This is a genomic window from Allobosea sp. 05T438, from assembly GCF_056396025.1.
In genome coordinates, this window is sequence record NZ_JBFTKQ010000001.1 from 470,771 (window position 1) to 496,420 (window position 25,650).

The window sequence follows — 25,650 nt, forward strand, 5'->3', positions numbered from 1 at the left end:
CCCGGTTCAAGCCGGACATTGAGCGCATGCGCGCCGCCGACGGCCGCGCGCATGCGGAAATCACAACGAACGGCGTGCTCGGAGGTCAGGCAACCCCGACGCTGCCGTAGACCATGCGGCCCCGATGGAAGGTGGCGCTGCGCTCCGGCAGGCGGGCGACGGCCTCGGCCGAGCAACTGGCGGGGACCAGCGTGAAGGCAGCCTCGTCGCCGGMCTTAGGCCAGGCCCGCTTGCCGCTGTCGTCTAGCGGCAGCACGCCGCCCGTGGCGATCGCCATGGCACGCGACAGACGGAACTCGTCGCTGCCCCTGTAGAGCTGCGCGTAGAGGTTCGCCTTCTCCAGCATGTCGCCTTTGCCGAAGGGCGACCAGTGATCGATCACGCTGTCGGTGCCGGTCATCACGAACACGCCCTTCTCGCTCAGCTGCGGCAGCGGCATCGTCAGGCTTCCCAGCGGCACGGTCGAGGCGATGGTCATCTGCTGCGCCGCCATGCGCCCGATGGTTTCCGCCAACGCGCCTGCGGGCAGCGTGGTGAGGGCGAAGGCGTGGCTGATCGTCACCTTGCCGCGCAAGGCCGGATTCTTCTCGACCGTGTCGATCATGTAGTTGATCGCAGCGACGCCGGCCGGGTTGGTCTCATGCAGGTGGATGTCGACGCCCTTGCCCGAGTCGAGCGCGATCTGGAACATGGCGTCCAGCGACTTCTCCATCGCTCCGTCGACATTGGTCGGATCGAGCCCGCCGACATAGGCGGCGCCCATCTTCATCGCCTCCCGCATCAGGCCGTCGACCTTCGAATGCAGCAGGCCGTGCTGCGGGAAGGCGACGATCTCACAGACGAAGTCGTCGCGATGATTTTCCAGCGCGCGCTGCAGGTGTTCGAGGCTCTTGAGGCCGCTCACCGGATCGATGTTGCAATGGCTGCGCGCCACCGTCGTGCCCTTCGATTGCAGCAGGGTGATCAGCGCCTCGGCGCGCTGCTGCGAGGTCGGCAGGAGCTGCGGCAACAGCTTCTCTTCCAGCGCGATCATGTCGAGGATCGTCTTGCCCTGGCGCGGCCGCGGCGCCTGCCACGGGCCGCTATAGAAGGTCTTGTCCAGATGGATGTGCATGTCGCGCATCGCCGGCAGGGCGAGCTGGCCATGGGCGCGATAGCAGGGCACGCCGGCCGGCAGGGTCGCACCGGCCGGATGCAGCGCCGCGATCTTCCCGGCCTTGATCTCCAGCGTGTACAGCGCCGTGCGGGTGCCCACGACGATCTCGCCGTCGCGCTCGAAGCCGTCCTCCAGCCGCACGTCGGTGAGGCAGTAATGCTGGTCCGTCAGCCTGCTGACACCCGCCTCGGACATCGGACGCGCCGGAGGGGGCGCAGCCGGAGCGGCCTGGGCGGCGCCGCTCGCCAGCCCGGCGACCGCATAGGCGGCGGTGACTTTTCCGGTCTGGCTGAGAAAGGCGCGTCGGCTGTGATGGTGCCCGGTTTCCATGGCGGTTTTCCATTGCCTCGGGGGTTGCGTTTCCTCCTCTGGATGTACGCGCGGGCAGCTCCGCTTGGCAGCGATATTTGCCAATCCTGGCTATTCGAAACGGCAATGCTGCGCGCCAGCCCGCGCTCGGTCACCATTCCAGCTTGCAGAAATCGGCCAATCGCTCGGCCAACACGATGGCCGCGGCGGGGGCATTGTCGCGGTAGTAGAGCGCAAGCTCGAAGTCCGTGATCTCCGGCAATCCCTCGGCTGCTCCCAGCGTCCGGTGGCCGGGCAAGCGGCAGCTCGCAGGCAGCAGGGTCACGCCCAGCCCGGCCGCCGATGCGGCGGCAAGTGCCGCGAGGCTCGCGCTGCTGTAGCTGACGCGCCAGCGAATGCCGAGGCCGTCGAGCGCCTCGCAAAGCTCCTCGCGGTAGAGCCCGTTGAGCGGAAACACGGCCAGTGACACCGGCGAGCGCTCGATCGCCGGATGGGCCCTGCTGTCGAGCCACAGCAATGGCTCCGGCCGGGCGGCCCGGGGCGGCTGGCGGCGGCGCTGCTTGACCAGGATCAGATCCAGCTCTTCGCGATCATAGGCGCTGCGCAGATCGGCGCTGAGGCCGCTGGTGACGTCGAGCCGCAAATGCGGCTGCTCGCGGCTGAACGCCGCCAGCAGATCGACCGTCGGCACCGTGAAGTCCTCGGGCATGCCGAGCCGCAATACGCCGTCGCGCCAGAAGCCGGTCAGCGCATCATGCGCCTCCTCGTTGAGGGCAATGATGCGCCGGGCATAGCTCAGGAGCCTCCCGCCCTCCTCGGTCAATTCGACCTGATGCGAGGATCGCTCCAGCAGCGACTTGCCGAGCAGCTCCTCCAACCGCCGGACCTGCTGGCTGACGGTCGATTGCGAAAGGGACACGCGATCGGCAGCGCGGGTGAAGCTCAGCGTTTCGCATACCGCGACGAAGCTGAGCAGCAGCTGTGGGTTGAACATCGGATAGCGATTCATTCGCCCACCGCGAGGCACGTCATGGGCCGCTTGTCCAGGACCTTGAGGGGCGAGCGCCGCCCAGGCGGCAGGCAGATTGCAGGGTTGGCGAAGCCGCCGGAGCTGTCAACGCCGAAGCAGTGCTCATCCAAGCCTAGGGCGTTGCCGTCGCTTTTGGCGTATCCTGCGGCAAGGTACGCGGCCGAAGCACTCGCCCCTCGGCCAATTCCCACGGAAGCATGCGCGCTCTGAATTGGCGAGGACGGACATCTACCCCATTCGCGATCAAGGATGAGAGGTCCTGGGATGGCTGGAGACGAGCGGGAAGCGTGGCTCAGGAAGCTGAGGGAGGCCCGCCGGCTCATGATGGTTCATTATCTTGCGGACCGTCATGACGAGGGCGACAAGATGAAGAAGCTCGCGGCGGACCTCGAAGACTTCGGCCGGTCCCGAGACTGGCCAATTCCAGACGAAGAGTATTCCCGAACACCCGGTCACTGAAGCCTGGCCGCCGCCCTGTGCGCTGGACCGAGCATCAGCTTGTGGCGGTCTCCGACTGGAGAGCCCAAAGCCGATGACGCCTCGCGAGGATTGGCGGGCCGCGCCGGAGCACCTTACCCAAACAAGATCAATATTTAAGCTTGAGCAGGAAAGTTGCAGCCGCTGCGACTTTGCCGGCCTTTCGGCCGGCTTCTTTCCCACGCCCACGTTCGGAATCCGCTTAGTCCGGGATTCACGTCGCGGGCCAGCTTCGTCAGCTTTTCTGATAATCAGCTCTCGACCCGTCCAGGACGTTCCAGCCAAACGATAAAGGCCGGCCCCTTCGAAGACCGGGCATCTTGTGAAATCAACGCCGTTGTCAAGCATCTGGTGGTAGAGTTCAATCTGTAAGCCGCACCGGGAGAAACAGCATGAAGATGCTTGCCGTTACCGCATGCTGCGCCTTCCTTGCTGGGTGCGCAACCTATGTCCCGCCTCAGCAGAGCGCCGCGGTCTTGGTCACTCGCGACAGCATGCGCACCTATCGGCCACTCCCTCGCGAAGAGCGACGAGTGGACATATGCACCATGACTGAGCAAAACAAATCCGTCATTTGCCGCTAAGCGACGCGACCCCCGCGGAATCTGAGAGGTGTAGTTGCGTCGAGGCCGCTGACGGGCAGATTCCCAGTCAACGCTTCGTACGGTCTAGCCAACGCTTGACCGCATTTGGTCAACTCACATGCAGGCCGGTGATTCTCTGACCGCTATCGACCCATCTGTGACTGAGGGGAGGTCCGCTTCCTGACGGGCCGATTGACCCGAAAGGAGAGACCGAGATTGGACCGTCCGCTTGCCGGCGAATTTCCCGAAAAGCGAGATGATCTTCGGAGCGGCTGCTGCCAATTGTGTTACTTCGTCGGTTGAGAGCGCGCGCTGAGCTTGTTTCCGTCCGGATCGCGAAGGTAGGCGACGAAGGCTCCGTTCGGGCGCTCGCTGGGCGGGCTCTCGATCGCCGTCCCACCGTGCGTGGCGCCGGCTTTATGCCACGCGAGAACATGGTCACGGCTCGCAGCGGCGATACCAATAGTCCCACCGTTGGCCGCGGTCGCTGGATTGCCGTCGATCGGCTTCGTGATCATCAGCCGACCGCCCTTGTGGGCATAGATCAGCCTGCCTCTGGCATCTATCTCGCCAGGCTCGCCTCCTAACGCGGCGAATGTGGCGTCGTAGAAATCTCTAGCACGCTCCAGGTCGTTGCTGCCGATCATGACATGAGTGAACATATCTTTATCTCCAAAGAGGGCCTGCGCGAGATAATCGAGCGCGGAGACGAGCGGCTGACCGCGAATAAAAACCGATGATCGTCAGCTGCCCTGTGCGGCCTTTGAGAAATGATCAGTCCGTCACAAGGCACTTCCGCAGGGTTGGGGGCAAGCCCCGCACCTACCCACCTCTGAAGATGCAGCGATTACTGCAAGCCGAATGTCCGCTCACAGACACCGAACCAATCTCCGCTTCCGACCCAGTTCGGGCTCTGACATCAGCCCTGTTTGACTGGCCGGCACTTGCAGTGAACGCAGTTGCGCCTGCCTTCCGACGCCCCCAAAGCCCGGCTGGCGTCGCGCGGAAAAGACATCAAAACAAATTCAATAACTTACAGGATAATTGGTGGGCCGGGCCGGACTCGAACCGGCACCGGCGCTGTTATGAGCAGCGAGCTCTAACCATTGAGCTACCGGCCCATCACTCGCCTAGCACCGCCCGAGGCCGGCAAGCAAGGCGCCAGCGGCCACTTTGAAAAGGAAAAGGCCCCGCGCAGCTGCGCGGGGCCTTCGTCTTGTCAGCGCCTTGCAGTTCAGGCAGCGCTCGCCATGGCCGGCTTGTCGTGATGCCCGGCTGCGTGCCCCTCGCGGAAGGTGAAGCGAGCGATGTGCTCGGTCAGCGCACGGGTCTGCTCGTCGGTCAGCGCCAGCGCTGCGTTGGTCTCCTCGACGAGCGCCGCGTTCTGATGCGCCATCGTGCCGATGCCGTCGATCTCGGTGTTGATGGCCGAGACGTCGGTCGCCTGGTTGCGCGCGGTCTGCGAGATGCCGTTCATCAGCCCGGTCAGCTCGTTCACCGAGGAGACGATCGCGCCGAACATGGCGGATGTCTCCTCGACCAGGCCGACGCCGACCTTGACGTCGCCATGCGCGGCTTCGACCAGCTTCTTGACGTCGTTCGAGGCATCGGCCGAGCGCTTGGCGAGGCTGCGCACCTCGGTGGCGACGACCGCGAAGCCCTTGCCGGCATCGCCGGCGCGCGCCGCCTCGACGGCCGCATTGAGCGCGAGCAGGTTGGTCTGGAAGGCGATCTCGTCGATCATCGCGATGACCTCGGAGATCTTGCTCGAGGACTGGCGGATGCGCTGCATCGCTTCGAGCGCGGAGGCGACGACCTTCTCGCCCTGCTGCGCACGCTGCTCTGCACCCTGCGCCATGCCGGTGGCCTGGGCCGCCTCGCTTGCGGTCTTCTTGACCGTGCCGGCGAAGGCGCCGAGCTGGTTGGTGGCCATCGAGACGGCGTTGCTCTCCTCGCTGGTGCGCTCGGCGAGATCGGTGACGCCGTCAAGGATCTCGCTCGTGGCGCTGCGCACGGCCGAAACCGTTTCGGCAAGACGCGCCAGCGTGCTTTCGAACTCGTCGGCCAGCGCATTGGTGCCGTCCTTGAGCTCGGCGAAGGCGCCCTGGTAGAGCCCCTCGATGCGGGCTGAGAGATGCCCGGCCGAAAGCTCCGCCAGAACCTCGCAGGTCTCGGACAGACCGGTCCGGACCGTCTCCAGCAGGGTGTTGACCGAGCCGGCGAGCGCATTGAGCTCGGCATCCGCGAACTGGGCCGCGACGCGCTGGCTGAAGTCGCCGGCCGCAGCCGCAGCCACCACCACGCCGAAGGCCTCGCCCAGCTCCTGCATCATCTGCCGGCGCTGCTCCTGAGCCCGGGCCTGGTCCTCGATCTTGGCGGCCTCGGCGGCGCGCAGTGCCACCGCATTGTCGCGGAAGAGCAGCACGCTCTTCGAGATGTCGGAGATCTCGTCATTGCCCTTGGTGTCGACCGCAGTCTCCAGCGCACCGTCGGCAATCGCCCTCGTGGCAGCCCAAAGCCGATTGAGGCGCCCGACGATCATCGGCCGGACATAGAACAGCGACAGCGCCAACGCGATCAGCAGCGAGCCGAGCCCGATGCCACCGAGCCAGAGCTTGCTCTGGTCGATCAGCGCCCCGCTGGCATCGCCCGAAGCCACGGCCTCGCTGCGCGCCGTGCTGACGAGCTCGCCGACCTGGGCGCGGACCGCTTCGGCCGCGACATGGGTCTGCTTGAGACCGGCATCGATCGCGCTGCGGGTAGCGAGATCGCGCTCGCGGATCGCGATCAGCCCGCTCTGCCCCTCGCCGAGATCGATCACGGCGTTGACGGCCTGGGCGCGTGCCGGATTGGCCTGGATCTTGTCCGCCGCGGCGAGGAAGCCGCGAACCTGGCCGAGGATCGCCTTGAAGCGCGCCTTTGCGTTCTCGAGCTTCTCGGGGCTCTCGATCTGCGAAATCTCGCGCAGCAACCCGACCAACTCGCTGACCTGGAGCTGCAGCGCTTGCGCCGTCTGCAGCGCCGCCAGGTCCTTGTCGATGATGCTGGACAGCGCCTCCTCGACCTCTTTGCCCGTGAGCTGGGTCGCGCTGGCGATGTTCATCTTGACGTTGAACTGCGCATCGCCCGTCTCGAAATCGGCGAGCGCGGTGAAGCCTTCGCGTGCCTTCGAGAGCTTGTCCAGCGCCTCGCCCTGTTCGGAGACGTTGCGCAGCCGGTCTCCGGTCAGGTCGTTGATGTCGTTGATCTGGCGCGACAGCGTGTCGATCGCGGCCTGTGCCTTCGCCTTGTCGACCTGACCCTGCTCGGCGATGCGGCGCAGCAGGTCGATCTGCCGGGCTTCGACCTTGTCGAGATCACCCGTCAGGGCGGAGCGCTGCTGGACAGTCTCGATTTCGCTGAAGCGCGCTGCCAGCGCGGTCGACTGGGTCGCGGCCTGCGACAGCTCCAGCGCGAGCTCCACGACCGGCATTTTCTTGCCGACGAGATCGTCGACCGTCTGGTCGACGCGATTGTAGGAGAACCATGCAACCGAGGACGAGACGAGGGTCAGGGCCGTCATCATGCCGAGTGCTGCATAGATCCGTGCCGCAATGCCGATCCGCAACGGCTTGCCCTCACGCGCGGGCTTGGCTTTCGTCATGAAGTCGTACTCCGGATATTACGCAACGCTGAACGAAGAACTCAAGGGAAAACGAATGCTTGCCGGGCCACAGCCGGGAGGTGCCGAACCGGTAGCGCCGGGGCCATGGGAATCCCCTCCCTCCCCTGGCAACGGCCAGGCGGCTGGACCCGCATGCGGCATCGAACGGACATGAATTCCCCCGGCCGGGTCTTCCCCGGTCTGTCGTGGCGCAGCATCGTCCGGACGCGCTTAAAGAACGGTTTAAATGGATTCTTTTGAATCACATCGTTCGGGGGCAGCTTCACGCCCCGTTAGGAATTGCGGCGCGCTCAATCCTTGGCCGGTTTCGGCACCGGGCGCGGCCGGCCCTCCTCGTCGATCGCGACGAAAGTGAAGGTCGCGTCGGTGACCTTCTCGTGCAGGGTCGTGCGGAAGCGCTTGGCCCAGGCCTCGACATGGATCTTCATCGAGGTTCGGCCGATCGACTCGATCTCCGTGTAGACGCTCAGCACGTCACCGACCTTCACAGGGTGGATGAAGGTCATCGCATCCACCGCGACCGTGACCACGCGCCCCTGCGCCTGGTCGACACCGGCGATGCCGCCGGCCTGGTCCATCCGCGACATCACCCAGCCGCCGAAAATGTCGCCATTGGCGTTTGTGTCGCCGGGCATGGCAATGGTCCGCACCGTCAGCGTGCCGCGCGGCTCGTTGTCATGGCGATGGTCGGCTTTGGTCATGGGCGTCCTGCAAGGCTTGGCGGAGATCCGCCCGGCGATGATGGCGAGGCGGCCAGCGACAGGCAAGCGCCCCTGCCTCCTTTGCTTCGCGCAAAGTTACCGGCGACAGTCACCGAGGTTTCACCGAAGGGGATCGCCGCCAATGTCCACGCCGGAGCCGATGATCTGCATCTCGCTGCGCTACGCCGATGCGCCGCGCATGTATGACTGGCTGATCGAGGCGTTCGGCTTCGAGAAGCACGCCGCCTACTATTCGGACGATGGCAGGACGCTGCTCCACGGCGAATTGCGCATGGGTGCGAGCTTCGTGATGCTCGGCTCGTCCGACAACAACGCGTTCGGCAAGCTGGTCTCGCGCCCGGCCGAGCTCGGCGGCACCACCGCCTCGCCCTACATTGCGACCGACGACATCGACGCGCGCTGCGAGCGCGCCCGCAAGGCCGGCGCCGAGATCTGCATGGGACCCACAGACCAGCCCTATGGCAGCCGGGATTTCATCTGCAAGGACCCGGAAGGCCATATCTGGTGCTTCGGCACCTACCGCCCCGCCTCGCCGGCAAGCTGAGCCGGCGGCGCAGGCCGCCGCGACCGCAGCATCAGCCAGCAGACAACGCTCAGATTGACGAGGTTCCAGGCGAGGCCGTTGAGGAAGGCCATCCGGTAGGAGCTGAAATAGTCGAAGATCACGCCCGACAGATAGCCGCCGACCGCCATGCCGAGCACCGTCACCGACATGACGATGCCGATCCGCACACCCGCCTGCTTGGCCGGCAGGTATTCGCGGATGACGACGGCGTACATCGGCACGATGCCGCCCTGGAACAGGCCGAAGATGCCGCTGACGACATAGAGCGAGGTCAGCCCGTCGAACCAGAGATAGAGGAAGAGCGCGACGCCCTGCATCAGCGAACCGAGCGCCAGCGTCGCCGCTCCGCCGATCCGATCCGCGACAAAGCCCGAGCCGATGCGGCTGATGATGCCGAGCAGCATCATCAGCGATAGCATTTCGGCGCCGCGGGCGACGCCGTATCCGAGATCGCCGCAATAGGCGACGATATGCACCTGCGGCATCGCCATCGCGACGCAGCAGGCGAAACCGGCGACGCAGAGCAGGAGCTGGAGCTGGTTGGCGCTCAGCCCGAGATCGCCGCGCGCCCCGGCGCTGTGCGCCTCCGCGGCGGCCAGCGTCGCGGCCGTGGGCTGGCGCCGGAAGAACGGAGCCAGCGGCAGCATCACCACCAGCGCCACGACGGCGATGCCGAAATGGGTGGCGCGCCAGCCATGATGGGCCAGCCCCCAGGTGATGACCTGTGGCCAGACCACGCCGGCGAGATAGCTGCCCGAGGCGCCGCAGACCACGGCGAGCCCGCGATGGCGGCGGAACCAGTGCGACAGGTCGGAGATCAGCGGCGAGAAGCCCGCCGCGCTGCCCATCCCGATCAGCAGCCCATGCGCCAGCGCAAACTGCCAGAGCGAATGCGACAGCCCCGCCGCGGTGTAGCCGGCCGCGAGCAGAAAGGCGCCGGCGATGATCGGCACCATGATGCCGTAGCGATCCGCGACACGGCCCATGATGATGTTGCCGGCGCCGAAGCCGAGCATGGCGAAGGTGTAGGGCAGCGAGGCGCCGGCGCGCAGCGTCTCGAACTCGCCCTGCATCGCCGGCAGTACCACCACGACCGACCAGGAGCCAACGCAGGCGACGGTGCCGATCACCAGCGCGACGGCAAGGCGCAGCCAGGCGTAAGGAGAATCGGGTTGGTAGCGGTCGGCAGGATGGGACATGTTTCCTCGGCGGCCACCTGTTTGGAGATGACTCTTCTCCCGGCAGCTTTAGCGACTGGGATGCCCCGGACAAGCGCGCCGGAGGCAGGACGGCCGCGCGACCGCGGCAGGATCGGCCTGCCGACTGCGCTTGACGACCCCGCTCTTTGACGGAACACCGAAGCGGCGGGAGCGCGGGACATGACGAGGATCTGCATCTACGGCGCCGGCCTGATCGGCTGCTATCTCGGTGGGCGCCTCCTCGCCGCCGGTGGCGATGTCCGCTTCGTCGGGCGCCCCGCCATCGGCGAGGTGCTGACGCGCGAGGGCCTGACCGTCTCATACTATGACGGCCGCAGCTGGCATGTGCCGCCCGAGGCGATCGTCTTCGGCGCGGACGCCACCATGGCGTCCGATGCCGATCTCGTGCTCGTCACCGTCAAATCGGGCGGCACGGCTGTGGCCGCTCGTGATCTGGCGGGGGCGCTGCCGCCTGCCGCCGCCATCGTCAGCTTCCAGAACGGCCTCGGCAACGGCGCCCTGCTCCGGGAAGCCCTGGGCGATCGCACCGTCCTCGACGGCATGGTGCCGTTCAACGTCGTCTCGAAGGAACCGGGTCGGTTCCATCAGGCTTCGGAAGGGCACCTCTATGTGCAGGCCGGCGGCGATGCCGACCAACGCCTCGCGATTTTCGGCCGCGCCGGCCTGACGCTGACGCGACCGGTCGACATGCGCTCCGTTCAGTGGGCCAAGCTGCTGCTCAACCTCAACAACGCCATCAATGCGCTGGCGGGCCAACCGCTGAAGCAGGAACTGTCGCAGCGCGGTTTTCGGCGCTGCCTCGCCGCGGCACAGCGCGAGGCGCTTTCGCTTCTGGACAAGGCGGGCATCGAACCCGCGCGGCTTACGCCATTGCCCGCGCGGTGGATCCCCGCCCTGCTCGAATCGCCGGACCTCGCCTTCAGCGCGCTGGCGCGGCGCATGCTTGCCATCGACCCGAGCGCGCGCTCCTCGATGGCCGAAGACCTCGCGGCCGGCCGCCTCACCGAAATCGACTGGATCAATGGCGAGGTGGTCAGGCTGGCGGCAGGGCTCGGACAAACCGCCCCCGTCAATGCCCGGCTCTGCGAACTCGTCCATGATGCCGAAGCGCAAAGCCCATGGTCCCCATGGACCGCAGACCAGCTTCTGCAAGCGCTGCGGCGGGCCCCGGGCAAATAGCGCGCCTCGGCTGCGCCGGCGCCAGTGCTCAGCGGAAGATTCGTTCGCCTTCCATGTCGACGATCTGCTGGCCCTTTATCAGCGTGAAGTCTGCGGCTTCGGCCTGCCCCGGGAAGCGGTCGGCGCGGATGAAGCGATGGCTCTTCGTCTCGCCCTCGATCACCTTCTCGATGACGCCGCAGAGCTGGTACTGGCCGCCCTCCTGATAGGGCGTCGCGTGAATGGTGAAGCCGTTGTGCTCGATGCTCTTGACCGGGCCGGCCGGCTTCTCCTCCGCGGCCTTGCGACCGCCGAACAGGGATTTGAAGAAAGACATGGCACCTCCGGATTGCTTGCCGCTGATATAGGACAGGAGCAGCGCCAAGGGGAGCACTGTTTCGGCGCGCCGAAACTGGCCCGCCGCGCTGCCTCGGGCGCTTGAACGACCGTACGGACTTCCCACATCAAATCTGTTCTGGGCGGTCGCAAGACTTGCCGTCGTCGTGCCGCCCAGGCGGCCGCCTCCGGACAGGGAGGTGGCCGTGACATTGATCAAGGTCCTGATGATCGCTGGATTGGCCGGCGTGGCATTTGCGCCCCGCGTCCTCGCCCAGCAGCCTGCGCCGCCGGAGCGGCCTTGTGCCGAACGCGCCCATGTTGCCGGAAAACTCCGCGAGACTTTCGGCGAGCGTATGGTCGGGAGCGGTCTCACCGAGAGCGGCATGCTGTTCGAGCTCTATGTCGGTCCCGCCGGCACCTGGACCTTGCTCGCCACCGCGCCCACCGGCATCAGCTGTCTCGTTGGCGCCGGCGAATCCTGGGAGCCCTTGCCCGCCCCTGACATTTTCGTGGCGCGGTAGACGGCTTGGCAGCGCCACGCCAATCGACTATGGAGCCGCCATCGGGCTTCGTTCCCGTTCGTAAGCGTCTCACGTCAGGCAACGCACCCAACCGGCTCATGGCCGTATCGGGTGCTCCCGAACGGCCTGCCACTTGCGAAAGCCTGACTGATGCCTCGCCTTGTTTTCCGCCGCCTCCCTGCCCGCTACGCCGGGGTGGCGATGCCATTCTTCCTGTCCGTGCTGATGACCTTCGTCGTCTCGGGTATCTCGACGCTGAAGGCGCTGGGCCCGACGGCCGAATTCCTGCAGACCTGGCCCGGCTCCTGGGCCCTGTCCTGGATCGTCGCCTTCCCGACCCTGCTGCTGGTGCTGCCCGTGGTCCGGCGCCTCGTCGCGCTGGTCGTGGCTCCGCCGGCCTGAGTCCGCTACGCGCCGAGGTGCAGCGCGACCTCGCGCCGATGCGGCCTGGCCCGGTGCTCGAAGAGATAGATGCCCTGCCAGGTGCCGAGCGCGAGCCGCCCGCCCATCACCGGAACCGAGAGGGAAACCGGCGTCAGCGCCGCTTTGATATGGGCGGGCATGTCGTCGGGCCCCTCGGCGCGATGGACGAGATAAGCCATCGCCGGATCATCCGCGGCCGGCACCAGCCGGCGGAAGAAGGCGTCGAGATCCTGCCGCACGTCGGGGTCGGCATTTTCCTGGATCAGCAGGGAGCAGGAGGTGTGCCGCACGAACAGCGTCAGCAGCCCGCTCGTCTCCCCGCCGGCGCGCACGAAGGCCACGGCGCGGTCGGTGAACTCGTAGAGCCCGGCCCCGAGCGTATCGATCGTCAGGATCGTCTGGCGCGGCATTGCGATTTCAACGCTCGGTGAGCGCGAGCTTGGCGCCGAGCGCGACGAAGGCGGCAGCGAAGCTGCGCCTGAGCCACGCCATCACCGCCGGGCGGCCGATGACCTTGTCGCGCATCGCCGCGGCGAAGAGCCCATAGAGCGCGAAGACGATGAAGGTCATCGCCATGAACACGCCCGAGAGCTCCAGCATACGCCCCATCGGACTGGCTTCGTCGGCCGCGATGAACTGCGGCAGGAAGGCGACGAAGAAGATCGAGAGCTTGGGGTTGAGCAGGTTGATGGCCAGCCCGTCGCGCAGCACGAGCCAGGCCGAGCGCGCATCGGCCTTGGTTTCGACCTTGAGCGCGCCATGTTCCTTCAGGGTCTGCCAGGCCATGTAGAGCAGATAGGCGACGCCGGCATATTTCACCATGGCGAAGGCGAGCGCGCTGGCGTGCAGCAGCGCCGCGATGCCCATCATCGCCGCGATCAGATGCGGCACGATCCCGATCGTGCAGGCGATAGCCGCGAGCACGCTCGCTCGGCTGCCGCGCGTGAGGCCGGCGGCAATGGTGTAGATCGCCCCCGTTCCCGGCGAAGCGACGATGATCAGCGAGGTCAGCAGGAATTCTGGGGACATGGCGCCTCCGGCGGCTGGGAGGCGCAGGAGGCCCCTCTCTCGCCCGGAAGATCAAGTCGCGCCAGCCCGCGGTGACATCAGGCGCGTCAGCGCGCCTGCCAGAAATAGAGCTGGCCGGTATGCCTGTTGCCAGCCAGTTTTTCCTCCTGCGCGATGATGGTGGTGCCGTCGAACAGGTCCCAATGGTCGCCATTCGTCCATTGAAAGAACAGAAAGGAACGCCTCTTGTCCCCGCTCGTCTGGTAGCAGTTCTCCAGATAGAGCACGCCCTTCCGGCCCAGCACCTTGGAGGTGACATCCTTGCAGACGCCCTCGATATCGGCCGGGCCATACGCCCGCTGAACACGCGGAAGCAACTCCGAAGCGCGGATGAAGAGGAGCTGGCTCAGCCCGCCGAGCGGTCTCCCCGAGCCGGGCAGCACTCCCGGGCGAGGCCCGCCCGCCAGCGGCGGAGCGCCCTGGAAGGATGCCCTGATATCCGCATTCATGATGGTCTGGATCGTCGCGTCGTCCTGCGACGGCGTCAGGCGCAGCGTGTAGCCCATGCAGATGGCGCAGCGATTGGTGGCGTCGCCGATCGCGTTCTTCGCCCAGGGGCGGATCGTGGCGAAGCGCTCGGCAAGGGCATCGTAGCTGAACGGAAGCACGGGCAACCTCCTGAGCGCAAGGCAGCGATGTCGATGACCGACCGACCGCCAGATCGTCGAGCGGCGGCAGACTGACCAGCCGCCGGCCCGGCCGCATCCTGCATTCGCAGGAGGACCGATCTGGCGCTGGCTTCAGCGCGTGCCAAAAGAAAAGCCCGCCTCCAAAGCATGGAAGCGGGCTCCGTTCTCGATCGGCAGGCGTCGCCGCCGGCCTGCTCGCGATCAGTTGTCGAGGAAGCTCCGAAGCTTCCTCGAGCGGCTCGGATGCTTCAGCTTCCTGAGCGCCTTTGCCTCGATCTGGCGGATGCGCTCGCGGGTGACGCTGAACTGCTGGCCGACCTCTTCGAGGGTGTGGTCGGTGTTCATGCCGATGCCGAAGCGCATGCGCAGCACGCGCTCCTCGCGCGGGGTGAGCGAGGCGAGCACCCGCGTAGTGGTCTCACGCAGATTGGACTGGATCGCAGCGTCGATCGGCAGGATCGCGTTCTTGTCCTCGATGAAGTCGCCGAGATGGCTGTCTTCCTCGTCGCCGATCGGCGTTTCCAGAGAGATCGGCTCCTTGGCGATCTTCAGGACCTTGCGCACCTTCTCCAGCGGCATGGCCAGTTTCTCGGCCAGCTCCTCCGGGGTCGGCTCGCGGCCGATCTCGTGCAGCATCTGGCGCGAGGTCCGCACGATCTTGTTGATCGTCTCGATCATGTGGACGGGGATGCGGATCGTGCGGGCCTGGTCGGCGATCGAGCGGGTGATCGCCTGCCGGATCCACCAGGTCGCATAGGTCGAGAACTTATAACCCCGGCGGTACTCGAACTTGTCGACCGCCTTCATCAGGCCGATATTGCCTTCCTGGATCAGGTCGAGGAACTGCAGGCCGCGGTTCGTGTACTTCTTGGCGATCGAGATCACGAGACGCAGATTGGCCTCGATCATCTCCTTCTTCGCCTGCCGGGCCTCGCGCTCGCCCTTCTGGACCATCAGCACGATCTTGCGGAATTCCTGGATCTCCAGGCCGGTCTCGGAGGCGAGCGTGTGCACCTCCTCGCGCAGGTCCTTGATCCGGTCCTTCTCCGAGGCGACGAATTCCTTCCAGCCGCGCGAGCCGAGCTTGGAGACGCGCAGCAGCCATTTCGGATCGAGCTCGCCGCCGACATGCTGTTTGAGGAAGTCCTCGCGGCCGACGCCATAGCTCTCGGCGAGGCGCAGCAGGCGCGTCTCATGGCCGATCAGGCGCTTGTTGATGTCGTAGAGCTGCTCGACCAGCGCCTCGATGCGGTTGTTGTTGAGCGAGAGCGACTTCACCGCGGTGATGATGTCGTCCTTGAGCTTCTTGTACTTGCGGTCCTGCGACGGCGAGAGCTTGGTGTTCTCCAGCCGGTTGGCGATGTCCTGGTCCTGCAGGCGACGCAGCTTCTTGTAGTCGTCGGCGATGGCGTTGAACGTCTCGAGGACGCGCGGCTTGATCTCGGCCTCCATGGCCGAAAGCGACACGTTGTTCTCGATGTCGTCGTCGTCCATCTCGGGCGGAGCTTCGCCCTCGGCGGCCTCAGCCTGCTCGCCTTCCTCGCCCTCCTCCTCGCCGGGGACGGCCGGGTTCTTGCCGTCCGGGCCGGCATAGGTCGCTTCGAGATCGATGATGTCGCGCAGCAGCACTTTGCCGTCGACGAGCTCGTCGCGCCAGATGATGATGGCCTGGAAGGTCAGCGGGCTCTCGCAGAGGCCCGCGATCATCGCCTCGCGGCCGGCCTCGATGCGCTTGGCGATGGCGATCTCGCCCTCGCGGGAGAGAAGCTCCACCGAGCCCATCTCGCGCAGATACATGCGCACCGGGTCGTCGGTGCGCTCGGTCGGCTCGAGGTTGCGCTTGGTCTCGGTCGGAAGCGTCTGGCGCGATGCCTCGACCAGATCTCCGCCCTCGACCTCGTCGTCGTCGCCGCCGGCGGCATCCTTGCGGTTGGCGCGTTCCTCGCCTGCCGCTTCCGGATCCTCGTTGTCGACGACGTTGATGCCCTGCTCGCTGAGCTGGCCGAGCACGTCCTCGATCTGCTCGGAGGAGAACTCCTCCGAGGGCAGCACTTCGTTCAGTTCGTCATAGGTGACATAGCCGCGCTTCTTCGCGAGCTTGATCATCCGCCTTACGGCCTGATCGGTCAGATCGAGCAACGGGCCGTCGGTAGTCGGGGGGGCATCCGGCGCGACCTGATCGGTCTTTTCCCGTTCGCTCGCTTTCGTCGCCATCAATCAGCGCTCCGCACTCGCGCGCCGGCCATGACCAGAAAAGTCATATACCGACGCATAAAAGGGCGGCGCGACCGCAGGCCCGGCGCGCTCACCCACCCAAATCTATTCGCAGATGGCACCAGACGTCGTTGACGAATCGTGAACCACCCCACCAGCCCCGCGCGCATCGAACCTGCGTCCACCATTCGCTGGGCTATCAATCCTCGGACATTGCCTCGGTGCCCTCGATCGCTTCGAGGCGGGCCTTCACGTCCTTGATCCAGGCGAAATTGGCTTCGGTCGCATCGTCAGCCAATGCACGCTCGGCTGCTCTCAACTCGCTATTTAGCGTTCGAGCGCGATGATGCAAGACGATAGCCTGATAAATCGAGTCAAAAACCGATTCAGGATCAGCATCTTGCGCCAGCTTGCGCCGTTCTGCGGGGCCGGTGACAGCCATGAGTTGATTATGGGCCTCCCGCACACGCGGTTGCACCAGCCGATTCGCCAGGATCTCCCGGTCGAGCTTATCCTCGACCGCATCGAGCAGTGCCTGCCGGAAGCGCTCGGCTGCTGGCCCGTCCAGCGAAAGCTCGGCAATTTCGTCGGCGCAGCGCAGGATGAGGTCGGGGTGGCTGGCCAGCGCCAGCAGGATGAAGGCCTCGCGCTGGTCCTCGCCACGCACCTTCGCCACGAGTCGCGACTGGGTCAGCGCGCTCGAAGCCCGCAAGGGGCCGGCGAGCCAGGACGGCACCTGCCGGCCGCCGCGCGGGGCTGGTCCGCCCCGGCCRCGCTGGAAGTTCCCGCCCCCGCCGCCACGCTCCTGCCGTGCCGGGGCAGCGCTGGTGAAGAGCTGCGCAAGCCGCTCGTCCATCTCGCGGCGGTAATGCTTGCGGGTCGTCTCGTCGCGGATCTCGGCCAGCGGCTCCTTCAGACGGCGTTCGAAGGCGGCGCGCCGCTCCGGCGTGTCGAGCGGGCTGGCCTCGACCTCGCGCTGCCAGAGCATGTCGACCAGCGGGCGCGCCCCGGCAATCACCTCCGCGATCGCCTGCCGCCCGCCCGACCGGGCGAGATCGTCGGGATCCTGCCCGTCCGGCAGCAGCGCGAAGGAGAGCGACTTGCCGGGCTCCAGGAGCGGCAATGCCAGATCGATGGCGCGGCTCGCCGCCTTGCGCCCGGCCTTGTCGCCGTCGAGGCAGATCACCGGCTCGTCGGCCATCCGCCAGAGCAGGCCGAGCTGGCCTTCGGTAAGCGCCGTGCCGAGCGGCGCCACTGTCTGCGGAAAGCCCGAAAGCGACATCGCGATGACGTCGACATAGCCCTCGACCACGATCACCTGGCTCGTGTCATGCGCCGCCTTGCGGGCATTGTGGTGGTTGAACAGCAGATGGCCCTTGTGGAAGAGCGGCGTCTCCGGCGAGTTGAGGTACTTCGCCGCCACCTCCGCGCTCATCGCCCGCCCGCCGAAGGCGACGACACGCCCGCGGGAATCGTGGATCGGGAACATGACGCGGTCGCGGAAGCGGTCGTAGGGCACGGCGATCTCATCGCCATGCACGAGCAGCCCCGCCTCCATCATCAGCTCGGCCGGCACGCCCTTGCCGGCAAGATGGTCGCGCAGCGCGAAGCGGTCGACCGGGCCGTAGCCGAGGCGAAAACGTGTGCGCGCCTCGCCGTCGAGCCCGCGCGTCGCGAGATAGCGCCGGGCTGCGCCGCCGCGATCGCCCATCAGCTCGGCCTCGAAGAATTGCGCCGCGAGCTCCACGACCTCGTGCAACCCCTTGCGCTTCTCCTCCTGGACCTGCGCCTCCTGCGTGATCTTGGGCAGAATGACGCCAGCCTCGGCCGCAAGCTTCTCGACCGCCTCGGGGAAGGAGAGCCCTTCCGTCTCCATCACGAATTTGAAGATGTCGCCGTTCTTGCCGGAGGAGAAATCGAAGAACGAGGCCTTCTGGTCGTTGACGAAGAAGGAAGGCGTCTTCTCGGCGTTGAACGGCGAGAGCCCTTTCCATTCGCGTCCCGCTTTTTGAAGGCGCACGCGCTTACCCACGACCGCCGAAACCGGCAGCCGCGCCTTGATCTCCTCAAGGACGGAAGGGGGGAATTTCATCGACCTTATGTGGACCTGCAAAAGCCGAAAGCCAACCGCCGATCGCGCCGGCAGTTGGCTTTCTCCCGTGATTCACAAAGATGACGGCGGCAGCCGAAAAGCGGCTGTCCGGGCAGCTCAGCCGCCCAGCGCGGCCTTCACCATCGGGCTGACCTTGCCGAAATCCATCTGGCCGGCATAGGCGGCGCGCAGGATGCCGATGACCTTGCCCATGTCCTTGACCGCAGTCGCGCCGCTCTCGGCGATGGCCTTGTCGATCGCAGCCTTTACCTCGTCGTCCGACATCTGCTTGGGCAGATAGGATGAGATCACCGCGACCTCGACGCGCTCACCATCGGCGAGCTCGGGACGGTTGTTGGCGTCGTAGATCGCGATCGATTCCTGGCGCTGCTTGATCATCTTCTGCAGCACGCCGAGGATTTCGTCGGCCGTGGCCTCGCCCTTGCCGGCGCCGCGCGCCTCGATGTCCTTTTCCTTGAGCGCCGCCTGGATCAGGCGGATCGCGCCAACCCTGCCCTTTTCGCCGGCCTTCATCGCTTCCTTCAAATCGCTGGTGAAGCGCTCGCGCAGGCTCGTCATCTCGTTGTTCCTTTTTCTCTTGTGCGGCCTGCGCCAACCTTGATTGACGGGCAGCGCCCGGCTCTTTATGGCTCGCGTTCCAGACCGGCGGAGTGGATTTCTGCAGCCCCGCCCCCGCATTCTGCCGCTGGCGCGGCCTGGACCGAGACATAGACATGACCGCTTCCGAAGGAAACCCCGCCCCAGGCGGCTGGACCGAACCGCACGCGACCGCGCTCCTCGTGCTCGCCGACGGCACGGTGCTGGAAGGCTTCGGCCTCGGCGCCGTGGGCGAAGCGCCCGGCGAGGTATGCTTCAACACCGCGATGACCGGCTATCAGGAGATCCTGACCGACCCGTCCTATGCCGGGCAGATCATCACCTTCACCTTCCCGCATGTCGGCAATGTCGGCGTGAACGAGGAGGACACCGAGACGGTGAACGCCGCCGCCTCCTCCGGCGTGCGCGGCTGCGTGCTCCATGCCGCCATCACCGAGCCCTCGAACTGGCGCGCCAACCGGCATTTCGACGCCTGGCTGAAGGCCCGGAACATCGTCGGCATCTGCGGCATCGACACCCGCGCACTCACCGCGCTGATCCGCGACAACGGCATGCCCAACGCCATCCTCGCGCACAGCCCGGACGGCGTCTTCGACATCGAGCGGCTGAAGAAGCAGGCGGCGGAGCTGCCCTCCATGGCCGGCCTCGACCTCGTCCCGCTCGTCACCGCCTCGCAGCGCTACGATTGGGATGAGACCCCCTGGGTCTGGCCGGCCGGCTATGGCAAGCGCGAAACCAGCAATTTCAAGGTCGTCGCCATCGACTATGGCGTGAAGCGCAACATCCTGCGCCTGCTCGCCAAGGCCGGTTGCGACGTCACGGTGGTGCCCTCGACCGCAACCGCCGAGGATATTCTGGCCCTCACCCCCGATGGCATCTTCCTCTCCAACGGCCCGGGCGACCCGGCCGCGACCGGCGAATACGCCGTGCCGGTGATCAAGCAGCTGCTCGACCGGAAGATCCCCACCTTCGGCATCTGCCTGGGACACCAGATGATGGCGCTCGCCATCGGCGGCCAGACGATGAAGATGAAGCAGGGCCACCACGGCGCCAACCATCCGGTGCAGGACAAGACCACGGGCAAGGTCGAGATCGTCTCGATGAACCACGGTTTCGCCGTCGATCCCGCCAGCCTGCCAGCGAATGCGGTCGAGACCCATGTCTCGCTCTTCGACGGCTCGAACAGCGGCATCGCGCTGACCGACCGCCCGGCCTTCAGCGTCCAGCACCACCCCGAGGCCTCGCCCGGCCCGCAGGACAGTCACTATCTCTTCAACCGTTTCGTCGAGCTGATGGTGGCGGAGAAGGGCAAGAAGGCGGCCTGAAGAGGTCGCTGCTTCAGCGTCAGAGCCCTCATCCTGAGGAGCAAGCGAAGCTTGCGTCTCGAAGGATGCTTCGGCAGGCTCCGGCGCACGGCAGACCATCCTTCGAGACGGCCGCCATTGCGGCCTCCTCAGGATGAGGGCTCGGTAAGACGCGGTCCCGATTGGAGGCAGGCATGATCCACCAGTTGCGCATCTACGAGATTTTCGAGCGCAACAAGGCGGCCTTCCATGCCCGCTTCCGCGACCACGCCGCCCGCATCATGGGCCGCCACGGCTTCAGGATCGTGGCGATGTGGGAAACGGCGAGCGCAGGGCGGACCGAATTCGCCTATATCCTCGCCTGGCCCGACGCCGAGACGAAGGCCAAGGCCTGGGCGAGCTTCATGGCCGATCCGGAATGGAGCGAGATCAAGCGCGCCACCAAGATCGAGCACGGCGACATGGTCGGCGCGATCGAGGACCGCACGCTGACGCCGACAGACTATTCGCCCCCGCTCGATTGACAGCGTTGCGCCCGCGAGCTTTAAACGGGCCATGATCAGCCTGATGGCCAGCTTCCGCAGCTATTACGCCCCGTCCTCATAGAGGCGGTGGCATTCCCATGTTCAACCGCCGCGCTGGCGGTTGAATTCAGGCAGATCACCCGGCATCGCGGCCCACCACCGGACCAGAGCGATGTCTTCCACGATCAGAGCCGTCACCTCCATCGGCATCATGGGCTTCGGCGCCTTCGGGCGGCTGATGGCCCGCCATCTCCAGCCGCATTTTGCATTGCGCATCTGTGACCCGGCGCATCCGCCCGAGCCGGATGCGAGCGGCCAGGGGCTGGCTCCCGCCAGCGCTGCCGAGGTCGCCGCCTGCGATCTCGTCATTCTCGCAGTGCCCGTCCCGGCGATCCCCGAGGCGATCGCGTCGCTGCGCGCGCATCTCAAGGCCGGCGCCGTGGTCCTCGACGTCGGCTCCGTCAAGATCGGCCCGGCACGGGCGATGGAGGCGGCCTTGCCGGAGGATGTCGAGATCATCGGCACGCACCCGCTCTTCGGCCCGCAGAGCGCCCGCAACGGCCTCGACGGGCTCAAGATCGCGCTCTGCCCGATCAGGGGCGGCAGCACCCCGCGCATCGCCGCCTTCCTGCGCCGCGTGCTCAAGCTGAAGGTCATCGTGACCACGGCCGACGCCCATGACCGCGAGGCTGCCATGGTGCAGGGCCTGACCCATCTCATCGCCAAGATCCTGGTCCGCATGGAGCCGCTGCCCCGGACGATGACCACTGCGAGCTTTGACCACCTGATGCAGGCGACGGAGATGGTCCGCTACGACGCACCCAACGTCTTCATGGCGATCGAGCGCGCCAATCCCCACGCCAAGGCGGTGCGGGATCGCTTCTTCGCCCTGGCCGAGGAGATGCGGCTGTTTCTGGAACACGGCCAACAGGATATCGCCCCGCCCGATCCCACCCTGCCTCACAAGGTCGCAGAAGCCGTGCGGGCCTAGCCTTCTCCGCTCGGCCCGCAGACAATACGGGAAACCTCGAATGCCCCAAAGATGACCGACAACCCCCTCATTCATCCGGGCGCTGCCCACCCTGACCTGCGCGAGCCGATGATCGCCGAGCTGGTCCGCACCTTCTATGAGCGGGCGCGTCAGGACGACCTGATCGGCCCGGTCTTCGCGGCAGCGGTGGAGGACTGGGACGATCATATCGGCAAGATCACCGATTTCTGGAGCGGCGTGATGCTACGCTCCGGCCGCTACAACGGCCGGCCGATGCGTCCGCATCTCATCCTGCCCCTGGAGGGCAAGCATTTCGACCGCTGGCTCGACCTGTTCGAGATCACCGCGCACGAGGTCTGCCCGCGGGATATCGCGCAGGCCTTCATCGTCAGGGCGCGACGCATCGCCGACAGTTTCGAGATGGCCCGCGCCAGCCAGCGCGGGGAGTTCGCCGCTCCGCGGCACAGCTTGCGCTGAACGCAGTCCCCCGTTCTCGGGCTTGTCCCGAGAATCTCAGGCCAAAAGAGGTTCCGGCACCTGCTGGTCACGAGATGCTCGGGTCAAGCCCGAGTATGACGCGGATCAAGCAGCCCGCGCCTCCCGGCTCAGGAACGCCTCGATGTCGCCTCTGGCCGCACCGGCCGCCCGCGCAATGCGCTCGGCCAAAGCTGCCGCCGAAGGTCTGAGCGCGCCATGGGGCCGGTCGAGCCAGTAGGACACGGGGTTCAGTGCCTCGCGTGCATCCACGCGCATGATCCGACCCGCCGTGAGCTGCTCGCGCGCCAGCGGCGGACGGGCCAGCGCGATGCCGAGGCCGTGCGCCGCAGCATCCAGCACGAGGTTGTAATCCTCGAAACGGCGGTCCTGCGGGCGCGGGCGATAATCCAGCCCCTGCGCGGCGAACCAGGCCTTCCAGCCGGCGGCGTCGGAATCATGGATCAGCGGCTGGCCGAGCAGACGCTCGGGAGGCCCCTCCCCGATCAGCGCAGCGAGCTGCGGTGAGGCGATCGGGAAGCACCACTCCTCGAACAACTTGAGCGAAAGCCGGTCCGGCGCGCCGCCGCGTCCGCAACGTATCCCTAGGTCTACACCTTCCTCTTCAAAATCCACCTTGCGATGCTCGACCTGCAGCACGATGCGCAGGGCGGGCATGCCCGCCTCCAGAACCGCCAGACGCGGCATCAGCCACAAGGCGCAAACCGAGGGCGGCGCGCTGACCCGCACCACCGAAGCGCCGCGCACCTCGCGCCAGCGCTCGGAGGTATCCGCGATCAGCGCGAAGGCCTCCTGCGTGCGCTGGAGCAGACGCTGACCCTCCGGCGTCAGTGAGACGCCGCGCGCCTGCCGCAGGAAGACGCGCAGGCCCAGCCAATGCTCGAGCTTGGCGATCTGCCGACTGATGGCGCCATGGGTCAGGTTCAGCACCTCGGCCGCCGAAGAGAAGCTGCCTGTGCGCGCCGCGGCTTCGAAGGCGCGCAAGGTGTCGAGCGGCGGCAGGTTCGAGCTGTGATCCATTCTCACAGCTCATGCGCGAATTGTTCGTTTGTCAATCAGCTCGCTGAGGCGTCTATCGGGAGCAACCTTTCGTCACCAATGGATCGACGCCATGTCCTCCTCAAGTTGCGCCTCCCCCGCGCCAACCACTTCCGGTTCTCAGCGCCTCGACCCGACGCTGGTCTTCACCGTGACCTTCACGGTCATGGCCTGGGCTTCTTCCTTCCCGGCGATCCGTGCCGGCCTCGCCGGCTTCGGCCCGGCCGAGATGGCCGCGCTGCGCTTTGCGCTCGCCGGCGGCCCCGCCGCGCTCTTCCTCCTCGCGACGCGGGCGAAGCTGCCGGAGCGCGCCGATATCTGGCGCTTCCTCGTCGGCGGCGTCATCTTCATCGCGGGTTATGCGCTGCTGCTGAACTTCGGCCAGCGCGTCGTGCCGGCCGGCCCTGCCGCCTTCATCATCAACACCAACCCGATCATGACCGCCGTCCTCGCCATGATGATCCTGGGCGAGCGCTTCAGCCTGATCGCGTGGCTCGGCACCGCCCTTTCCTTCGCCGGCATCGGCGTGATCGCGATCGGCAAGGGGCTCGATGTCGAGATCGGCATGAGCGTGCTGCTGATTCTCGGTGCAGCGTTCTGCAACGCCATCACCACTGTCGTGCAGAAGCCGCTCTTCGCCCGCTACAAGCCGCTCCATGTCGCGGCCTGGAACATGGCGATCGGCGGCTTCGTGCTGCTGCCCTTCCTGCCTTCCGCGATCGCGCAGGCGCAGGTCGCCCCGGCCGTCTCCTTCTGGTCGGTGGTCTATCTCGCCGCCGTGCCGAGCCTGATCGCCTACGGCACCTGGGCGATCACCCTCTCGCGCCTGCCGGCCGCCCGCGCGTCGAACTTCCAATACGCCGTGCCGCCGATGGCGATGCTGATCGGCTTCCTCTGGCTCGGCGAAGTCCCGACGGCCTTCGGCCTGATGGGCGGCGCCATGGCACTCGCCGGCGTGGTGATCGTCAATCTGAAGCGGTAAGGCGCTTTCCTCGGCCTATGTCGTCATTGCGAGGAGCGAAGCGACGAAGCAATCCAGGCGCGGCAGAGCCCTGCGCCTCCTGGACTGCTTCGCTGCGCTCGCAATGAGGGCAGCCCGCTCAAAACCCCTTCGCGGCCAGAGCCTTCTCGTCATCCGCGATGTAGTCGCGGATGATCGGGACGGCGCTCTTGTGCGGCCCGAGCAGCAGTTGGAACACCATGTCGCCGCCGATGTCGAAGGAGATCGAGCAGGCGCAGAGATAGAACTCCCACATCCGCGCGAAGCGCTCGCCCATCATGCCGACCACTTCCTCGCGCCTCGCCATGAAGCGCTCGCGCCAGGCCTCCAGTGTCCAGTGGTAGTGGCGGCGCCAGAACTCGCAGTCAGAGGACCAGAGCCCGGTCTGCTCGACTGCGGCGAACACCTCCGACAATGCCGGCGCATAGCCGCCTGGGAAGATGTACTTCTCGAAGAACGGCCCGGTGAAGCCGGGCGGCCCGGCGCGGCCGATGCAGTGGACGAGTGCGATCCCGTCCGGCGTCAGGAGATCGCGGATCCCCTCGAAATACTCGCCGTAATGCGCGACGCCGACATGCTCCATCATGCCGACCGAGACGATGCGGTCGAACGTCCCGGTAAGCTCGCGATAGTCCTTGTTGACGAAGGTGACGGCATCGCCGACCCCAGCCGCTTCGGCGCGCCTCGAGGCCGCCGCCATCTGGTCGGGCGAGACGTTGAGGCCGGTCACCTTCGCCCCGCAGGCCTTGGCCAGATAGATCGCCAATTCGCCCCAGCCCGAGCCGATGTCGAGCACACGCATGCCGGGCTCGATCTTCAGCTTGGCGGCGATGTGCCGGAGCTTGGCCTTCTGCGCGTTCTCCAGCCCGACATCCGGCGAGTGCCAGTACGCACAGGAATAGGTCATGCTCTCGTCGAGCCAGAGCCGATAGAAATCGGTCGGGATGTCGTAGTGGTGCTTGACCTTCTTGCCGGCGAGGCCGAGCGGGTTGTGCATGCGCCAGCGCCGGATGCGGAAGCGCACCTGCCGGATCACCTTCTGCAGCGGGTGCTTCCGCAGCTCCTTGCGCTGCAGCCAGAACAGCGTCAGCAGATCGTGGATCGTGCCCTCCTCGAAGTCGATCCGGCCATCCATGTATCCTTCGGCCAAGGCGAGCTCGGGATTGAGGAAAAGCTCGCGCTCGATGCGGTTGTCATGGAAGCGCACCGTGACCGAGGGCGCCGTCTTTCGCACGCCGGCGAACAACATCTCGGCTGGACCGGGTCCGAAGACATGGCGCTTGCCGTCCGGCGTGATGACGGTGAGGCGTCCCTGCCGGACGAACCCCTTGAGCAATCGCGGCAGCAGCAGCATCGGCATCCCCCGTCCCGCGCGCCCCGAGTCGGGGACGCCATCGTGACTTAAGCGGAAACCGCCGCGTCCCGGAACCCCGGCTGTTGCGAAGCCCTGCCGCTTGCGTCTAGTCATCGGGCAACGGTCGTGAGCGACCCCGAGGATCGATACGGCCC

24 protein-coding genes and 1 tRNA gene are annotated in these 25,650 nt (G+C 66.3%); 9 read left to right on the forward strand and 16 right to left on the reverse strand.

Features of this window, described 5'->3' with window-relative positions:
• Positions 1 to 85: 85 nt before the first annotated feature.
• The 6 genes from AC1DIN_RS02300 to AC1DIN_RS02325 form a co-directional block, all read right to left on the reverse strand.
• Positions 86 to 1,486: an amidohydrolase family protein gene (locus AC1DIN_RS02300; protein WP_476808526.1), complete on the reverse strand. Its 1,401-nt coding sequence runs from the start codon at positions 1,484 to 1,486 to the stop codon at positions 86 to 88.
• 130 nt (positions 1,487 to 1,616) lie between these two features.
• Positions 1,617 to 2,474, reverse strand: a complete 858-nt coding sequence (locus AC1DIN_RS02305) for a LysR substrate-binding domain-containing protein (protein WP_476808527.1) — start codon at positions 2,472 to 2,474, stop codon at positions 1,617 to 1,619.
• 1,369 nt (positions 2,475 to 3,843) lie between these two features.
• Positions 3,844 to 4,218 carry a VOC family protein gene (locus AC1DIN_RS02310; RefSeq protein WP_476765099.1) on the reverse strand — a complete coding sequence of 125 codons (375 nt, stop codon included), beginning with the start codon at positions 4,216 to 4,218 and terminating at the stop codon, positions 3,844 to 3,846.
• Positions 4,219 to 4,601: 383 nt separating this feature from the next.
• Positions 4,602 to 4,677, reverse strand: a tRNA-Ile gene (locus AC1DIN_RS02315).
• Positions 4,678 to 4,790: 113 nt separating this feature from the next.
• Positions 4,791 to 7,199: a methyl-accepting chemotaxis protein gene (locus AC1DIN_RS02320; protein WP_476808528.1), complete on the reverse strand. Its 2,409-nt coding sequence runs from the start codon at positions 7,197 to 7,199 to the stop codon at positions 4,791 to 4,793.
• A 311-nt stretch (positions 7,200 to 7,510) separates the two neighbouring features.
• The gene (locus AC1DIN_RS02325; RefSeq protein WP_441469751.1) at positions 7,511 to 7,921 is read right to left on the reverse strand and encodes an acyl-CoA thioesterase; all 411 of its coding nucleotides are present in this window, start codon (positions 7,919 to 7,921) and stop codon (positions 7,511 to 7,513) included.
• Positions 7,922 to 8,063: 142 nt separating this feature from the next.
• On the opposite strand from AC1DIN_RS02325, the gene AC1DIN_RS02330 reads away from it, so the two are divergent.
• Positions 8,064 to 8,486, forward strand: a complete 423-nt coding sequence (locus AC1DIN_RS02330; protein ID WP_441469752.1) for a VOC family protein — start codon at positions 8,064 to 8,066, stop codon at positions 8,484 to 8,486.
• Here AC1DIN_RS02330 and AC1DIN_RS02335 read toward each other — a convergent pair.
• Positions 8,459 to 9,706, reverse strand: a complete 1,248-nt coding sequence (locus AC1DIN_RS02335; protein ID WP_476808529.1) for an MFS transporter — start codon at positions 9,704 to 9,706, stop codon at positions 8,459 to 8,461. The genes AC1DIN_RS02330 and AC1DIN_RS02335 overlap by 28 nt on opposite strands.
• Before the next feature lie 180 nt (positions 9,707 to 9,886).
• On the opposite strand from AC1DIN_RS02335, the gene AC1DIN_RS02340 reads away from it, so the two are divergent.
• Positions 9,887 to 10,906 (forward strand): 2-dehydropantoate 2-reductase, encoded by a 1,020-nt coding sequence (locus tag AC1DIN_RS02340; protein ID WP_476808530.1) that lies wholly within the window; start codon positions 9,887 to 9,889, stop codon positions 10,904 to 10,906.
• A 28-nt stretch (positions 10,907 to 10,934) separates the two neighbouring features.
• Here AC1DIN_RS02340 and AC1DIN_RS02345 read toward each other — a convergent pair whose 3' ends face one another.
• The gene (locus tag AC1DIN_RS02345) at positions 10,935 to 11,222 is read right to left on the reverse strand and encodes an HlyU family transcriptional regulator (RefSeq protein ID WP_441470032.1); all 288 of its coding nucleotides are present in this window, start codon (positions 11,220 to 11,222) and stop codon (positions 10,935 to 10,937) included.
• 205 nt (positions 11,223 to 11,427) lie between these two features.
• Between AC1DIN_RS02345 and AC1DIN_RS02350 the strand changes: the two genes are divergently transcribed.
• Both AC1DIN_RS02350 and AC1DIN_RS02355 read left to right on the forward strand, forming a co-directional pair.
• Complete coding sequence (locus AC1DIN_RS02350; RefSeq protein WP_441469755.1) at positions 11,428 to 11,745, forward strand: hypothetical protein; 318 nt, start codon at positions 11,428 to 11,430, stop codon at positions 11,743 to 11,745.
• A 150-nt stretch (positions 11,746 to 11,895) separates the two neighbouring features.
• Positions 11,896 to 12,147, forward strand: coding sequence for a DUF2798 domain-containing protein (locus tag AC1DIN_RS02355; RefSeq protein ID WP_476765093.1), 252 nt, complete (start codon positions 11,896 to 11,898; stop codon positions 12,145 to 12,147).
• Between the two features lie 5 nt (positions 12,148 to 12,152).
• Here AC1DIN_RS02355 and AC1DIN_RS02360 read toward each other — a convergent pair whose 3' ends face one another.
• The 6 genes from AC1DIN_RS02360 to AC1DIN_RS02385 form a co-directional block, all read right to left on the reverse strand.
• Positions 12,153 to 12,578: a secondary thiamine-phosphate synthase enzyme YjbQ gene (locus tag AC1DIN_RS02360; RefSeq protein ID WP_476808531.1), complete on the reverse strand. Its 426-nt coding sequence runs from the start codon at positions 12,576 to 12,578 to the stop codon at positions 12,153 to 12,155.
• Positions 12,579 to 12,585: 7 nt separating this feature from the next.
• Positions 12,586 to 13,197, reverse strand: coding sequence for a LysE family translocator (locus AC1DIN_RS02365; RefSeq protein ID WP_476808532.1), 612 nt, complete (start codon positions 13,195 to 13,197; stop codon positions 12,586 to 12,588).
• An 86-nt stretch (positions 13,198 to 13,283) separates the two neighbouring features.
• Entirely contained in the window at positions 13,284 to 13,844 is a 561-nt protein-coding gene (locus tag AC1DIN_RS02370) for a hypothetical protein (protein WP_476808533.1), read from the reverse strand.
• Between the two features lie 222 nt (positions 13,845 to 14,066).
• Positions 14,067 to 16,079: an RNA polymerase sigma factor RpoD gene (gene rpoD, locus AC1DIN_RS02375; protein ID WP_441469760.1), complete on the reverse strand. Its 2,013-nt coding sequence runs from the start codon at positions 16,077 to 16,079 to the stop codon at positions 14,067 to 14,069.
• Between the two features lie 199 nt (positions 16,080 to 16,278).
• Positions 16,279 to 18,171, reverse strand: coding sequence for a DNA primase (gene dnaG / locus AC1DIN_RS02380; protein ID WP_441469761.1), 1,893 nt, complete (start codon positions 18,169 to 18,171; stop codon positions 16,279 to 16,281).
• A gap of 117 nt (positions 18,172 to 18,288) precedes the next feature.
• Positions 18,289 to 18,750: a GatB/YqeY domain-containing protein gene (locus AC1DIN_RS02385; RefSeq protein ID WP_441469762.1), complete on the reverse strand. Its 462-nt coding sequence runs from the start codon at positions 18,748 to 18,750 to the stop codon at positions 18,289 to 18,291.
• A 155-nt stretch (positions 18,751 to 18,905) separates the two neighbouring features.
• On the opposite strand from AC1DIN_RS02385, the gene carA reads away from it, so the two are divergent.
• The 4 genes from carA to AC1DIN_RS02405 all read left to right on the forward strand — a co-directional run bounded on the left by carA (position 18,906) and on the right by AC1DIN_RS02405 (position 22,085).
• Positions 18,906 to 20,114 (forward strand): glutamine-hydrolyzing carbamoyl-phosphate synthase small subunit, encoded by a 1,209-nt coding sequence (gene carA, locus AC1DIN_RS02390; RefSeq protein WP_476808534.1) that lies wholly within the window; start codon positions 18,906 to 18,908, stop codon positions 20,112 to 20,114.
• 173 nt (positions 20,115 to 20,287) lie between these two features.
• Positions 20,288 to 20,617, forward strand: a complete 330-nt coding sequence (locus AC1DIN_RS02395; RefSeq protein ID WP_441469764.1) for an NIPSNAP family protein — start codon at positions 20,288 to 20,290, stop codon at positions 20,615 to 20,617.
• A 172-nt stretch (positions 20,618 to 20,789) separates the two neighbouring features.
• A complete protein-coding gene (locus tag AC1DIN_RS02400; protein ID WP_476808535.1) occupies positions 20,790 to 21,608 on the forward strand; it encodes a prephenate dehydrogenase/arogenate dehydrogenase family protein in 819 nt (272 codons plus the stop codon).
• Between the two features lie 51 nt (positions 21,609 to 21,659).
• The gene (locus AC1DIN_RS02405) at positions 21,660 to 22,085 is read left to right on the forward strand and encodes a group III truncated hemoglobin (RefSeq protein ID WP_476808536.1); all 426 of its coding nucleotides are present in this window, start codon (positions 21,660 to 21,662) and stop codon (positions 22,083 to 22,085) included.
• Between the two features lie 105 nt (positions 22,086 to 22,190).
• Here AC1DIN_RS02405 and AC1DIN_RS02410 read toward each other — a convergent pair whose 3' ends face one another.
• Positions 22,191 to 23,123 carry a LysR substrate-binding domain-containing protein gene (locus tag AC1DIN_RS02410; protein ID WP_476808537.1) on the reverse strand — a complete coding sequence of 311 codons (933 nt, stop codon included), beginning with the start codon at positions 23,121 to 23,123 and terminating at the stop codon, positions 22,191 to 22,193.
• A gap of 91 nt (positions 23,124 to 23,214) precedes the next feature.
• Between AC1DIN_RS02410 and AC1DIN_RS02415 the strand changes: the two genes are divergently transcribed.
• Positions 23,215 to 24,123, forward strand: coding sequence for a DMT family transporter (locus AC1DIN_RS02415; RefSeq protein ID WP_476808538.1), 909 nt, complete (start codon positions 23,215 to 23,217; stop codon positions 24,121 to 24,123).
• Positions 24,124 to 24,241: 118 nt separating this feature from the next.
• Here AC1DIN_RS02415 and AC1DIN_RS02420 read toward each other — a convergent pair whose 3' ends face one another.
• The gene (locus AC1DIN_RS02420) at positions 24,242 to 25,501 is read right to left on the reverse strand and encodes a class I SAM-dependent methyltransferase (protein WP_476808539.1); all 1,260 of its coding nucleotides are present in this window, start codon (positions 25,499 to 25,501) and stop codon (positions 24,242 to 24,244) included.
• Positions 25,502 to 25,650 lie beyond the last annotated feature (149 nt).

Excerpts from the sequence above, each read along its gene's own strand:
- AC1DIN_RS02415 (WP_476808538.1), top strand. The coding sequence starts at position 23,215 with ATGTCCTCCTCAAGTTGCGCCTCCCCCGCGCCAACCACTTCCGGTTCT.
- AC1DIN_RS02410 (WP_476808537.1), bottom strand. The coding sequence starts at position 23,123 with ATGGATCACAGCTCGAACCTGCCGCCGCTCGACACCTTGCGCGCCTTC.
- AC1DIN_RS02405 (WP_476808536.1), top strand. The coding sequence starts at position 21,660 with ATGACCGACAACCCCCTCATTCATCCGGGCGCTGCCCACCCTGACCTG.
- AC1DIN_RS02340 (WP_476808530.1), top strand. The coding sequence starts at position 9,887 with ATGACGAGGATCTGCATCTACGGCGCCGGCCTGATCGGCTGCTATCTC.
- AC1DIN_RS02360 (WP_476808531.1), bottom strand. The coding sequence starts at position 12,578 with ATGCCGCGCCAGACGATCCTGACGATCGATACGCTCGGGGCCGGGCTC.
- AC1DIN_RS02320 (WP_476808528.1), bottom strand. The coding sequence starts at position 7,199 with ATGACGAAAGCCAAGCCCGCGCGTGAGGGCAAGCCGTTGCGGATCGGC.
- AC1DIN_RS02355 (WP_476765093.1), top strand. The coding sequence starts at position 11,896 with ATGCCTCGCCTTGTTTTCCGCCGCCTCCCTGCCCGCTACGCCGGGGTG.
- AC1DIN_RS02395 (WP_441469764.1), top strand. The coding sequence starts at position 20,288 with ATGATCCACCAGTTGCGCATCTACGAGATTTTCGAGCGCAACAAGGCG.
- AC1DIN_RS02420 (WP_476808539.1), bottom strand. The coding sequence starts at position 25,501 with ATGCCGATGCTGCTGCTGCCGCGATTGCTCAAGGGGTTCGTCCGGCAG.
- AC1DIN_RS02335 (WP_476808529.1), bottom strand. The coding sequence starts at position 9,706 with ATGTCCCATCCTGCCGACCGCTACCAACCCGATTCTCCTTACGCCTGG.
- carA (WP_476808534.1), top strand. The coding sequence starts at position 18,906 with ATGACCGCTTCCGAAGGAAACCCCGCCCCAGGCGGCTGGACCGAACCG.
- AC1DIN_RS02400 (WP_476808535.1), top strand. The coding sequence starts at position 20,790 with ATGTCTTCCACGATCAGAGCCGTCACCTCCATCGGCATCATGGGCTTC.
- rpoD (WP_441469760.1), bottom strand. The coding sequence starts at position 16,079 with ATGGCGACGAAAGCGAGCGAACGGGAAAAGACCGATCAGGTCGCGCCG.
- AC1DIN_RS02365 (WP_476808532.1), bottom strand. The coding sequence starts at position 13,197 with ATGTCCCCAGAATTCCTGCTGACCTCGCTGATCATCGTCGCTTCGCCG.
- AC1DIN_RS02325 (WP_441469751.1), bottom strand. The coding sequence starts at position 7,921 with ATGACCAAAGCCGACCATCGCCATGACAACGAGCCGCGCGGCACGCTG.
- AC1DIN_RS02310 (WP_476765099.1), bottom strand. The coding sequence starts at position 4,218 with ATGTTCACTCATGTCATGATCGGCAGCAACGACCTGGAGCGTGCTAGA.
- AC1DIN_RS02305 (WP_476808527.1), bottom strand. The coding sequence starts at position 2,474 with ATGAATCGCTATCCGATGTTCAACCCACAGCTGCTGCTCAGCTTCGTC.
- AC1DIN_RS02345 (WP_441470032.1), bottom strand. The coding sequence starts at position 11,222 with ATGTCTTTCTTCAAATCCCTGTTCGGCGGTCGCAAGGCCGCGGAGGAG.
- AC1DIN_RS02330 (WP_441469752.1), top strand. The coding sequence starts at position 8,064 with ATGTCCACGCCGGAGCCGATGATCTGCATCTCGCTGCGCTACGCCGAT.
- AC1DIN_RS02385 (WP_441469762.1), bottom strand. The coding sequence starts at position 18,750 with ATGACGAGCCTGCGCGAGCGCTTCACCAGCGATTTGAAGGAAGCGATG.